The organism is Spirosoma luteum DSM 19990, from assembly GCF_000374065.1.
Taxonomy (GTDB): Bacteria; Bacteroidota; Bacteroidia; order Cytophagales; family Spirosomataceae; genus Spirosoma; species Spirosoma luteum.
Genome location: NZ_KB893290.1, coordinates 29632 through 42883, shown reverse-complemented (window position 1 = coordinate 42883; position 13252 = coordinate 29632). Strand labels below are relative to the sequence as shown.

At 56.1% G+C, this 13252-nt stretch carries 7 protein-coding genes; 4 read left to right on the top strand and 3 right to left on the bottom strand.

The annotated features are described in order from the left end of the window. A partial coding sequence (locus tag B156_RS30540; RefSeq protein WP_018622274.1) for a beta strand repeat-containing protein occupies positions 1 to 5486 on the top strand: 5486 nt, incomplete at its 5' end. A 368-nt stretch (positions 5487 to 5854) separates the two neighbouring features. Here the strand turns inward: B156_RS30540 and B156_RS0123670 are convergent. Beyond that, positions 5855 to 6667 (bottom strand): ferritin-like domain-containing protein, encoded by an 813-nt coding sequence (locus tag B156_RS0123670; RefSeq protein WP_018622273.1) that lies wholly within the window; start codon positions 6665 to 6667, stop codon positions 5855 to 5857. A gap of 12 nt (positions 6668 to 6679) precedes the next feature. Next, the gene (locus B156_RS0123665; protein WP_018622272.1) at positions 6680 to 7438 is read right to left on the bottom strand and encodes a ferritin-like domain-containing protein; all 759 of its coding nucleotides are present in this window, start codon (positions 7436 to 7438) and stop codon (positions 6680 to 6682) included. Positions 7439 to 7787: 349 nt separating this feature from the next. On the opposite strand from B156_RS0123665, the gene rbsK reads away from it, so the two are divergent. Genes rbsK through B156_RS0123650 form a run of 3 tightly spaced genes read left to right on the top strand, consistent with a single transcriptional unit; the run spans position 7788 to position 11339 of the window. Beyond that, positions 7788 to 8753 carry a ribokinase gene (rbsK, locus tag B156_RS0123660; RefSeq protein WP_026261010.1) on the top strand — a complete coding sequence of 322 codons (966 nt, stop codon included), beginning with the start codon at positions 7788 to 7790 and terminating at the stop codon, positions 8751 to 8753. A 23-nt stretch (positions 8754 to 8776) separates the two neighbouring features. After that, positions 8777 to 10330 (top strand): ADP-ribosylglycohydrolase family protein, encoded by a 1554-nt coding sequence (locus B156_RS0123655; protein ID WP_018622270.1) that lies wholly within the window; start codon positions 8777 to 8779, stop codon positions 10328 to 10330. A gap of 13 nt (positions 10331 to 10343) precedes the next feature. Continuing rightward, positions 10344 to 11339, top strand: coding sequence for a GRP family sugar transporter (locus tag B156_RS0123650; RefSeq protein WP_018622269.1), 996 nt, complete (start codon positions 10344 to 10346; stop codon positions 11337 to 11339). A gap of 179 nt (positions 11340 to 11518) precedes the next feature. Here B156_RS0123650 and dnaB read toward each other — a convergent pair whose 3' ends face one another. Then, positions 11519 to 13105, bottom strand: coding sequence for a replicative DNA helicase (dnaB, locus tag B156_RS0123645; RefSeq protein ID WP_018622268.1), 1587 nt, complete (start codon positions 13103 to 13105; stop codon positions 11519 to 11521). Between the last annotated feature and the right edge of the window lie 147 nt (positions 13106 to 13252).

The following is a 13252-nucleotide window of genomic DNA, read 5'->3' as shown; positions in this document are numbered from 1 at the left end:
GTGGCAATTTTAGTGGCACCACCAACGTAGCCGTGGGCAGTGATCCTATAAGTGTGGCGGTGGGGGATGTGGATGGGGATGGCGATCTGGATTTCTTAACCGCTAATAATAACGAAGCCAATGTGAGTGTGCGCTTGAATAACGGCAGTGGCACTTTTAGTGGCGGCTCCAACGTAGGGGTGGGCACGGGAAACAGTCGTCCTCGAAGTGTGGCGTTGGGGGATGTGGATGGGGATGGGGATCTGGACTTCCTGGCCGCTAATCAGATGAATAGCACTGTGAGTGTGCGCTTGAATAACGGCAATGGTAATTTTACTGGCGGCTCTACCCTGGGGGTGGGCTTTGAACCTTTTAGTGTCGCGTTGGGGGATTTGAATGGCGATGGCAATCTGGATTTCTTAACTGCTGGTAATGGCAATAACACGGTGACTGTGCGGTTCAATCAGCCCCCACCCCCCACCATCACGGGCTTTGCCGCCGTCGACAACAGCGTTTGCGTCGGTAGCCCTCTGACCTTCACCGCCACGTTAGGTAACGTGACGAGCCCCTACGCCTTCACTCTCTCCAACGGCACAAGCCCCCTGAATGGCCCGGCCACGGGCGGGACTTTCAGCCAGAGCCTGGTGGCCAGTGGCAGCGGCAGCCAGAGCTTCACGCTGACGATAAGCAGCGGGGGGCAGACGGCCACGGCCACTACCAGCGTTACGGTCACGGCTCCGGTGGTCAGCAACCCATCGGTCACCACCGCTACCCAGGGCCAGCCATTCAGCCAGACTTTTACGGCCAGTGGCGGAGTGAGTCCCTACAGCTTCAGTCTGGCCAGCGGCACTCTGCCAAACGGCCTGAGCCTGAGCACGGGTGGGGTACTGGCTGGCACCCCTACCCAAACGGGTAGTTTCAGCCTGAGCGTGGGGGCCACCGATGCCAACGGCTGCGCGGGCGTGGGCGGCACCTATATCCTGTCGGTGAATGTGACGCTAAGCAGCCAGGCCCAGATCAACGCTTTCCCGGCGGATTCCATCACCCTGGCTGGCACACTCACTATTCGAGGAGATGACATCACGGATTTGAGCCCCCTGGCAAATTTGCAACGGATTGACGATGGAGATTTAATCATTCAAAATAACCCACAACTTACCAGTCTTTCCGGATTAGGCAGTTTGAGTGCGGTAGGAATGGGAGTAGTGCGGATTGAATCCAATCCTGAGCTCACCAGCCTTGCCGGCCTGGAGAATCTGACCGAGATTGGAAACGTGGAATCTAATGCGGGCATGTTTATCGGAGGTAACCCCAATCTCACCAGTATAGCCGCGTTGAGCCGGTTGAGTTCAGTAGGAGCGGGTGTGATAATTCGATCCAACCCCGAACTGACCAATCTTACCGGCCTGCAGAACCTGACCGAGGCTGAAAACGTGGAATCTACTGTGGGTTTGTTTATCATTGGGAATGCTAAACTAACCAGTCTTGCCGCGCTGAGCCAGTTGAGTTCAGTAGGGGGAGAGGTGGAGATTGAACGTAATCCTGAGCTAACGAGTCTGACCGGTCTGGAGAATCTGACCCGTATTGGCGGAAATTTAAGGATCATCAATAACGCGCAGCTGACCACCTGTGCCATTGCCAGCATCTGCCAGTACATAGCCAATCCTACCGGCAGTATCACCATCTTGGGTAATGCACCAGGCTGCAATTCCAGTGCCGAGGTACAAGCCCTCTGTGGTGGGCTGGCCGTAACGGGCTTTGCCGCTAGTCCGGATGTAGCTTGTGTGGGTAGCTCCGTCACCTTCACGGCTACAGCCACCAATGCCGCCCTACCTTATGCCTTCACGCTCACCAACGGCAGCAGCCTTACAGGCACGGCCAGCAGTCAGGCTTTTAGCCAGAGTGTAGTGGCCAGCGGTTCGGGCAGCCAGAGTTTTACGCTGACGGTGAGCAGCGGGGGGCAGACGGCCACGGCCACCACCAGCATTACGGTCAACCCGGCTCTGGTGGTCAACAACCCAATGGTCACTACCGCTACCCAGGGCCAGCCCTTCAGTCAGACGTTTACCGCATCGGGCGGCAGTAGTCCCTACAGCTTCAGCCTGGCCAGCGGCAGCTTGCCCGCTGGTCTGAGCCTGACGATGGGGGGCGTTTTGGAAGGCACGCCCACGCAAACGGGGAGTTTCAGCCTGAGTGTGCAGGCTACCAATGCTAGTGGTTGCGTGGGGGTGGGAAGCCCGTATACCCTGACGGTGAATGCGGCTCAGGCTCCCTGCCCCACGGGCAATGTAACCCTGAGCAGCCAGGCCCAGGTCAACGCTTTCCCATCGGGCTGCCCAACTATACCGGGTACCTTACTTATTTCGGGGGCGGATATCACGGATTTGAGCCCGCTGGCAAATGTGCAGCGTATTACTGATGATGATTTAATTATTCAGAATAACCCGCAACTCACCAGTCTTACAGGATTGGGCAGTTTGACTGCGGTAGCAAGAGGAAACGTGCGAATTCAAGGTAATCCTGAGCTGACGAGTCTGACCGGTCTGGAGAAGCTTAGTCGGATTGTTAGAACTTTGTTTATCATAAATAATGCTAAGATTACCAGTTTAGCCGCCCTGAGCAGTGTAAGTTCAATAGGGACAGGTGTGGAGATTGCAGGCAATCCCGAACTAACCAGTCTGACCGGTCTGGGGAGGCTGGGAGAAATCAGAAACGGAGACTTGTTTATCCGCAACAACCCTAAACTGATCAATCTTGTCGGACTGAACAATTTAAGTGTGATTGGAGGTCGTCTGTTAATTTCCGATAATCGTGATCTGACCAGTCTGACTGGTCTAACTAACCTATCCGAGATTGGAAACGTGGAGTCTAATGCAGGCATGTTTATTACCAGGAACCCCAGTCTCACCAGTATAGCCGCATTGGGCAGGGTAAGTGTAATAGGAGGAGAGGTGGTGATTGAAGGCAATGGTGAGCTAACGAGCCTGAACGGTTTGGAGAGGCTAACCAGGATTGGAGACCGAGGGGACTATAACCTGGAAATCAATAACAACGCCAGGCTGGCCAGCCTGGCCGGGTTGGGCAGTTTGGTCTCAGTACGAAGAGATGTGGTGATTCGGGGCAACAGCGCACTGACGAGTCTGAGCGGCCTGGAGACGCTCACCAGTATTGGGGGACGATTGACAATCGTCAACAACGCGCAGCTGAGTACCTGTGCCATTGCCAGCGTCTGCCGGTTCATCGCTACCCCTCCTCCGGGTGGGATCACCATCTCGGGCAACGCAACGGGCTGCGCGTCGGTAGCCGAGGTGCAGGCCAACTGTAACCCGCTTACCATCACTGACTTTGCCGCCAGTCCGAATGTAGTTTGTGTGGGTAGCCCTGTCACCTTTACGGCTACGGCTACCAATGCCACCCTGCCTTACAGCTATACGCTCACCAACGGCAGCAGTACCACCACGGGCACAGCCAGCACCACCGCCTTCAGCCAGAGTCTGGTCACCAGCGGTTCGGGTAGCCAGAGCTTTACGCTGACGGTAAGCAGTGGGGGGCAGACGGCCACGGCCACTACCAGCGTGACGGTCAACGCCCCGCCCACGGCCACCATCAGCGGCAACACGACCGTTACCAGCGGGGGCTCGACCACGCTAACCGCATCGGGAGGCACCGCCCAGACCTGGTCCACCGGAGAAACCACCCCCAGCATCACCGTGATGGCCGGCACCTACTCGGTCACCGTCACCAACGCCAGTGGCTGCAGCAGTTCCACCAGCGTGACCGTCAGTACGGCCGCCGGAACACCGCCCCCCACGGCCACTTTCAGCATCACAGGGGTGACGACGGTCAGTTGTCAGGTGGTGTCGGCGGGCCAGCGCCGGGTGAGCTTCACCCCCCGCTACGCGGGTCTGGATGGTAGTCCGGTGAGCTTCTCGGTGGTCAACGAGATGCTGCCCACCACGGCACCGGGTCCCTACACCCTGAACCTGTACACCGATAATGCGGTCATCACCCTGAGAGCAGTGCAGAGCGGCATCAGCAGCAGTTTTGCCTACAACTGGCTGTCGGCCTGTAGCTCCTCGACGGCCAACACCCCGCCCACGGTGGCGAGTCCGGTGTCGCCCCAGTCGGCCACGGTGGGTATCGGGTACACGCTGTCGCTGGCGGGTGTGTTCACCGATGCCGAGACGCCCAACAGCCTGGTGCTGTCGGTGACGGGCCTGCCCGCGGGGCTCAACTTCGTGGCCCCCTCCACTATTTCGGGTACACCTTCGATGTCGGGCGTCTCGACGGTGACGGTCACAGCGACCGATCCGGGGGGGATGATGGCTAGCACCAGCTTTACCCTGACGGTGAGTCCGGCTGGGGGTACTCCTCCACCACCGAGTGGCACCTTCAGTATCACCAGCGTGCAGACGGTGAGTTGCCAGGTGCTCTCGGCCGGTCAGCGCCGACTGACCTTTACTCCACAGTACGCGGGCCTGAACGGGGCACCGGTGAGCTTCTCGGTGGTCAACGAGTTGCCGACCACTACCAATCCGGGCCCCTACAGTCTGGACCTGTACACCGACAATCCGGTCATCACCCTCAAAGCGGTGCAGAGCGGCATAGCCAGCAGTTTTGCCTACAACTGGCTCTCGGCCTGCAGTTCCTCGACGGGTAACACTCCGCCCACGGTGGCGAGTCCCGTACCACCCCAGTCGGCTACGGTGGGCAACGCCTACACGCTCTCACTAGCGAACGTGTTCACCGATGCTGAGACGCCGAACCAGTTGACCCTCTCGGTAAGTAATCTGCCCGCGGGGCTGAACTTCGTGGCTCCTTCGACCATCTCGGGAACGCCAAGTATGTCGGGTGTCTCGACGGTGATGGTGACGGCGACTGATCCGGGTAGCATGAGCGCGAGCACCAGCTTTACCCTCACGGTGAATCCGGCTGGGGGCACTCCACCTCCGCCATCGGGTACCTTCAGCATCACGGGGGTAACGACAATGAGTTGTGAGGTCATCTCAGCGGGCCAGCGCAGACTAACCTTCAATCCCCGGTACGCGGGTCTGGATGGCAGTCCGGTGAGTTTCTCGGTGGTCAATGAGCTGCTGCCGACCACGGCACCGGGCCCCTACAGTCTGGACCTGTACACCGACAACCCGGTCATCAACTTACGGGCGGTGCAGAGCGGGGTCAGCAGCCAATTCAGCTATGGCTGGCTGGCCGCCTGCCAGACGGGCGCACGTCAGGCGGCTGAGCCCGTGAGCGGGTGGTTGGCCCGGTTGGTAGGCAACCCGGTAAGCGGAGAACTGGTGGTGGAGATCAGTGGAGCCGAAGGGCAGGCATTGAGTGTGTCGCTGACTGACGGGTTGGGTCATGTAGTAACGCATCGGGCGGTGCAGCCCACAAGCGGCACGCATCGGGAAGTCTTCGATGTGAGTCGTCAGGGCGGAGGCCTGCTGTTGTTGCAGGTCACTGGTCAGGCTGGCAGTCAGACGCTGAAAGTGATCAAGCTGGACTAGTTTTCCTCCACACCATTCGTTTCTGATCATCAATTCAGGAAAAGGCGTGCTCCGTAAAATGGGCACGCCTTTTTGCTACCTATCTGGCGGGGCCTTAGGCGGAAAAGGACCGGATGGCCTGTTTCTGAGGTGAACTGACGGGTGGGGCTGTTCGACAGAGTACTACCTAATCACTCCGTTTCTGAGCCATTATTCGGGAAGGGTCGATTGCCGCAAAGGAGAGTGATTGAGCGTTCCGTAAAAAGAATTTGGGTACGAAACGTTTCAACTTTTGGAAGCCTTATAACTGAGTGCTGAAGGTGGGGTAAAAAAACAGCAGGGTAGCTTATGGGCTACCCTGCTGTTACCACAACGTTACTTACTCTTTTTTACGGCGTTGCCTTGACAAAAGGACCGGCAATAGCCAGTACTTTTTCTTTGCTTAGCGGCTCATCGAACGATTCACGAACAATCTCTGTATCCGTCTGTTCGGTGTTACCTCCCTGCTGTTTTATCATCGGTTTGGTAACGGATACCAGGTCAACTAAATCGTGTTGACGCACCAGATTTTCGCCTTCATAAATGGCCTTGGGTGCGCCCCCTGTTTCCTGCTCCGATGCCCAGACGCGCAAACCACGAATCAGCCGTACCTCAGCTGCGTGGCGGGCCTCAACCGAGTGAATTCTCAGGGCCGTCTGCAGGATTTGTTTGTCTCCTTTTAGCCGGGGTGCCTGCCCTTTGTAGGCTCTTACGCCCAGATCCTCGAACGATTGGGATAAGACCAGGAAAGTCTGATAGTCGGAGAAAACGGTTGGGTACTTCCCTCCGCCCGTAAAATCAAACATGGGTTTGGCAATGGCATCCGCACCTAACAGGCTCTTCAGTAATTGAACGTGTTGTTGTTCATGTTCACCAATTTTCATGAACACCATCCGGTCGCTTTCCGGAATAAGTCCCGGCCTGGCCAGGCCCATCGCGTAAAACTCAGCTTCCAGGTACTCCAGCAGCAGGGCAAAGTTGAATACATCTACCACTTCGCTGTTGGCAGCAAAGGCTTTATTGAGCGTAGTAGTCAGTAAGGTAGTGGTGCCAACAGCGGCATACGCCGTTGTTTTCAGTAATTTACGACGCGAAAATGCGATTCGTTCGTAGGCTTCAGCGTCGCGTTTTTCAATGTCCGATAAGATGGCAAATAAGTTCATACGATGGCTGAATTAATAGGTTGGGAGATTAGCTACACTAAGTTTCTGTTTGATAAAAGGCTGGGCCTTCATCGCGGCTTCAACGGGCGTTCTGAACCAGTCGCGGCCCAGCACATCGATCAGTTCGTGGCCCAGAGAAAAATACGTTTTGGGCCGAAGCATATTCAGGGTAAGCGTAGCGTGCCTGGCTTCAACCGAAACAATTTTACCCGCCAGTTTGAGCATTTCCACATCCTCCAGCAAAGGTCCGGCACCGTTATAGGCTGCTACCCCCAAATTTTCAAACTGTTGAGCCGCATCGAACACCCCATACCGATCGTTGAAATTGATGTTGCTGAAATTGAACTCCAGCATTGGAATGGCATTGTTGGTTAGAATCCCCTTGAAAAATTCGCGGTGTACCAATTCGTGGTCGTGTAATTCTTCCAGTACTTTTCGATCCTGTGCACTCAGGCCAGTTGCCCTTTCGAGGGCGGTTGCGTAAAAGGCGGTTTCCAGTTGTTCCAGTGAGTAAGCCAGATTGGCAATACCAATATCACCGGAGCCCAGATCAATGGTCCCATCTGGTAGTACCGACGCCCCCATCCGGGCCGATGCACGACCGGTTACGGGGTTAACATCCGTTACTTCGCGGGTGCAGGCCGTCATCAGTGCCGTAACGGAGGCCGCCGTCAGTCCCAGCTGACGCATGAACATCCGTCGTTCTACCGATGGAATAGCCGGAATCGTTGGCCTGCTTTTTACGGGTTGCTGTTCATTAAGTTTTTCCATAAGAGTTAGAGAAATTTGTTGTGTAATTAACCTCAATCCAAAAACTTTTCAGAAAAACTGGCAGGCAGGCAAATCTGATTTCAAAGCCATAAAAAGTGAGGGAACGGTCCCTCGTTGGCGTGGTAGGTCGTGCCGAGAAACGCCGTCAGAGAAGTGCTGTTCGTGGGCAGGTAGTATCCGTAGCTTCGTTGCAGGTTACCGTTTATATATACCTCAACGGCATTGTTAGCCTTAGATAACTACTTTTTATTAACAATATATTCGTTAGTAACGTAGGATATGCTAAAAACAGGGCATTTATTTAATGCAAAAATTTAATAGGTTTGTCCTAAATTATTCCTGCAACTATATGGCCCCTGCGGTATGTGTAATCGGTAGCTCCAATACCGACATGGTAATTAAAGCCGACAGGTTGCCCGACCCCGGCGAAACGGTACTTGGCGGTACGTTTCTGATGAATCCCGGTGGTAAGGGCGCCAATCAGGCTGTAGCCGCAGCCCGGCTGGCGGCTCTGCCTGGTTCCGAACGCGGGGAGACCACTTCAATAACGTTTGTGGCCAACGTGGGGAATGATGTATTTGGCCGGCAGGCCCTGGAGCAGTTCGAGCGGGAGGGCATCCGGGGCGATTTCGTGACCACCGATGCCGACGCACCCTCGGGCGTGGCCCTGATTGGCGTAGACAGCAGGGGTGAAAATAGCATCATGGTAGCCTCCGGGGCCAACGCCCGGCTGAGTGAGCAGCAGGTAGCCACCGCCCTGGCTTCTATTACCAACCCCGTCCATACGGTAGCCCTGCTTCAACTGGAATCGCCCATGCCGACCGTGGTCTACGCCATCCGGGCGTGTTCCGAAAAAGGAATGCGGGTGGTGCTTAACCCGGCCCCGGCGCAGCCCGTCGACCCCGCCGTGCTGGCCTGCCTGTATGCCATTACGCCCAACGAAACCGAAGCCGAGCTGCTCACCGGTGTTCGCGTTACCGACGAAACTACCGCCCGCCAGGCCGCCCGGTCCCTGCACGATGCGGGGGTACCCAACGTGGTTATCACGCTCGGTTCACGAGGTGCCTACGTGTCTACAGACTCCGGCGCAGAAACTAAACTGGTGGCGGCTCCGCCCGTAACGGCTGTTGATACTACGGCTGCTGGCGACTGTTTCAACGGAGCTCTGGCGGTAGCCCTGGCCGAAGGGAAGAGCCTGTTCGACGCCGTATCGTTCGCCTGTAAAGCTGCGGCCATTTCGGTTACCCGCATGGGCGCACAGGCATCGATGCCCCATCGCTCAGAAGTCGAGGCTTTGCCCTTACTGTCCAGATGAAACCTGATCTTCAAATGAAACCAATGAAACGAAGTTATGTAGTGCTCCCTCTGCTGGCGTTGCTGTCTTTTGTTCCCGCGCCCCGCCCGTACCGCACCCCGCCCGCTACGGTCACGATGGCCAAAGCCAAACTACAGGACAAAATCAAAGGCGGCTGGGCTGGTCAGGTGATTGGCGTTACGTTTGGCGGCCCCACCGAATTCCGGTTCAACGGGACCATGATCAACGATTACCAGCCGATTCCGTGGTACGACGGCTACATCAGGAAAACGATGGTCGAGAATTTTGGCCTGTACGACGACCTGTACATGGACCTGACGTTTGTGGATGTGTTCGAGAAAAAGGGACTGGATGCGCCCGTGAGCGAACACGCCAATGCGTTTGCCAAAGCCGACTATATGCTTTGGCACGCCAACCAGGCGGGTCGCTACAACATTCTCAACGGGATGGAAGCCCCGGAATCGGGCCACTGGCTCAACAACCCCCACGCCGACGATATTGACTTCCAGATCGAAGCGGATTTTTCGGGGCTGATGGCTCCCGGCATGCCCAACACGGCCGTGCAGATTGGCGACCCCATCGGGCACATCATGAACTACGGCGACGGCTGGTACGGTGGGGTATACGTGGGAGCCCTGTATGCGCTGGCTTTCGTGAGCGACGATGTGAATTATGTTGTGCGCGAGGGCTTGAAAACCGTTCCGGCCCAGAGTACCTTTTATCAGTGCATTGCCGACGTGATCAAGTGGCACGACCAGTACCCGAACGACTGGAAACGCACCTGGTATGAAGTGCAGCGTAAATGGTCGGACGATATCGGCTGTCCGGACGGGGTGTTTGTGCCGTTCAACATCGATGCCAAGGTGAACGCGGCTTACATCGTGCTGGGCCTGTTGTACGGCCAGGGCGACTATACCAAAACCATGCAGATCAGCACCCGCGCCGGGCAGGATTCCGACTGTAACCCATCATCGGCGGGGGGGATTCTGGGCACCATGCTGGGCTACGACAACATTCCGGCTTACTGGAAGCTGGGCCTGAAAGAAGCCGAAGACATCGACTTTAAGTACACGACCATGTCGCTCAACGACGTGTACGGTATCGGGATGAAGCACGCGCTTCAGGTAATTGAGCGCAGCGGGGGCAAGGTAACCGGCGATCAGGTGACCATTGCCGTACAAACTCCTAAACCCGTCCGGCTCGAACAAAGCTTTACCAGTCACTATCCGACCGAAAAGCGCCGGGTCAATAAAGATCTGACTGATGAATACACCGCTGATTTCGAGGGGAACGGCTTCGTTGTTCTGGGTCAGGCAACGCCCAAAAACCAGTCGAACGGCCGCTACGAAAGCGACTTTTCGTACACGATGGACGTGTACGTTGATGGGCAGAAACTGGAAACGGTGACGTTGCCCGCCAGCTTTACCCGTCGTCGGCACGAACTGACCTGGAAATACCAGTTAACGCCCGGTAAGCACACCGTCCGGCTAAAGGTGCAGAATCCCGACAAGGACTACACCCTGCGGCTACAGGAGCTTATCGTGTACAGCAACAAACCCACCGAGATCCGCTACTAACCTCAACTACCTTATGTTTATCATCGAGACTTACGGCACAGCCGTTCTGTTTTGTATCGTTACCATGATTTGCTGGGGGTCGTGGGCCAATACCCAGAAACTGGCCGCCGGTAGCTGGCGCTTCGAGCTGTTCTACTGGGATTACGTGCTTGGCATCGTTGGGCTGGCCTTGATTTCTGCCCTAACGTTGGGGAGCCTGGGCGAAGGGGGACGCTCGTTCCTGGCCGATGTTCAACAGGCCGACCCGGCAAATATTAGCTCGGCGCTGTGGGGCGGGGTGCTGTTCAACGCGGCTAATATCCTGCTGGGCGCAGCTATCGCCATTGCGGGTATGTCGGTGGCCTTTCCGGTGGGTATCGGGCTGGCGCTCGTAATCGGGGTGGTGGTCAATTACCTCAATGCCCCGGTGGGGAGCGCGGGTCTGCTATTCGGCGGCATGGCCCTGATTGTGGTAGCTATCCTGCTCAACGCCATTGCCTACCGCCGGACGAGCAGCGCTGGCAGCGGCTTGTCTACCAAGGGATTAGCGCTGTCGGTGGTAGCGGGTTGCCTGATGGGCCTGTTCTACGGCTACGTGGCGCAGTCGATGTTCCCGAATTTTGAGCAGCCCGAGCCGGGAAAACTCAGCCCCTACACCGCCGTGGTCTTTTTTGCCCTGAGTATTCTGGTCAGTAATTTCCTGTTTAATACCCTGCTCATGCGCCGGCCCTTCGTCGGCGCACCGGTGAGCTATACCGACTATTTTCGGGGTAGTGCCCGCGATCACCTGACGGGCGTACTGGGCGGCATGGTCTGGTGCCTGGGGATGTTGTTCAGCATTCTGGCCTCCGACAAAGCCGGTCCGGCCATCAGCTACGGGCTGGGGCAGGGGGCCACGGTGGTGGCAGCTCTGTGGGGCATCTACGTCTGGAAAGAGTTTCGGGACGCCCCCAAAGGCGTTAGTGGCCTGCTGAACGGGATGCTTCTATGCTACATCGTAGGCATCGGCCTGCTGATTGTAGCGCGGTGACGAGTTATCAATTCCGCTTTTAGCCGTACTGGTTATTTATGGATTAATATAGGCAGCCGCTGAGTAGCAACCAGTCTGACTTGCCCCCGCGTTGTAGCCGGGGGCTGTTTGGTAAGTTTATACCGCCAGTACTATCGTACTCACTGGAAAACGGAAGCGAAATAGCTTGCTCTGTTTAGTTAAAACGGCGTTTCCTGACTGGGGTCGGCGTTGCCGAAGTTGGTCATGTTATTGGCCTTGCTTTTGAATACGCTGCCTGCCGATGGAGGTGCTTCGAAACTGCTTAATCCATTGACATCGGGCGCAAAGCCCTGCGTAGCTACCGGCTCGAAGTAGGAGTCGAGGTCGCAGAATTTGGTAAACTTATTGATAAACCGAAGCTGAATGGTGTCGAGCGAACCACTCCGGTTTTTGGCAATGATTACTTCACCGATACCCGCCGTCGAGTTACCGTTTTCGTCCTGGGTGATATTGTAGTATTCAGGCCTGTATAGAAAGCAGACCATATCGGCATCCTGCTCGATAGACCCTGATTCACGCAAGTCGGAAAGCTGTGGTTTTTTGTCACCACCGCGCGTTTCTACAGCCCGGCTCAACTGCGAGAGGGCAATAACTGGTACGTTCAACTCTTTCGCCAGGTTCTTGAGGGCCCGGGAGATGGAGGCAATTTCCTGTTCGCGGTTGCCACCCATCCGCCCCGACGTGTCGCCGGACATAAGCTGGAGGTAGTCGATGACCACCATCTGAATATCGTGCTGGGCTTTCAGGCGTCGGCACTTGGCCCGTAATTCCAGAATGGATAGGGCAGGGGTGTCGTCAATGAAAATGGGAGCTTCGGTGAGTCGCTGAATTTTGTGGTGCAACTGCGTCCACTCGTGGGGAGCCAGCGTACCCTTCCGGATCTTCTCCGAATCGATCTCCGCTTCGGCCGCAATAAGACGGTTGACCAACTGCACCGACGACATCTCCAGCGAGAAAATAGCCACCGGTTTACCGTGGTCGACAGCCGCATTCCGGAGGGCCGAAACCACAAAAGCAGTTTTTCCCATGGCTGGCCTGGCTGCCAGAATGATCAATTCCGTTGGTTGCCAGCCCGACGTTACCCGGTCCAGGTTAGTGAAGCCGGACGGCACACCCGTCAGGCCTTCCTGATTTTTCTTGGTTTCGAGTTCGTTGAGTGCCATCCGAACGATGGTGCTCATGTCGGCGTAGTTCTTCTTGATGTTCGATTCCGAAATCTTGAAGAGCGATTGTTCCGTACGGTCAAGAAGTTCAAATACATCGGTGGTATCCTCGTAGGCATCCCGCAGGATGGTGGACGACATGGCGATGAGTGCCCGCTTCAGGGCCTGCTCCGACACAATCCGGGCGTGGTACTCGATGTTGGCCGCCGAGTTGACCCTAAAGGTTAGTTCGGCTACGAAGCCACCGCCACCAACCAGTTCAATTTCACCGGTTTGCCGGAGTTTGTTCGTAACGGTCAGTAAGTCTATGGGGTCGGAATTGCCAAAGAGCGTCAGGATGGCATTATAAATCCGCTGGTGTGCTTCTTTGTAGAAGGTTTCCGGCTTGAGAATATCGACTACCGAGGAGAGTGCATCTTTCTCAATCATCAGCGCTCCCAGCACTGCTTCTTCCAGGTCGAGGGCCTGGGGGGGGAGCTTGCCAAGGCCCGTATCGAGCCAGTGATTGCCAGCTTGCTGACGACCGCCGGCAAAGGCAGATGGTTTCCGAAGATGTTGATTAGGGCGTGCGTTATTCTCCATTGTCTTACTGCAAGTTTACGCAATCATCCCCCATAAGCCAAGTCCGTTAAAACGACGTATATCGGTCAAAACGAGGAATGGTTGCGTAACATTCTGGTAATGTTGTTGCTACCCCATCGAAAAAAAAACGATTTTTTTAGGCAACGG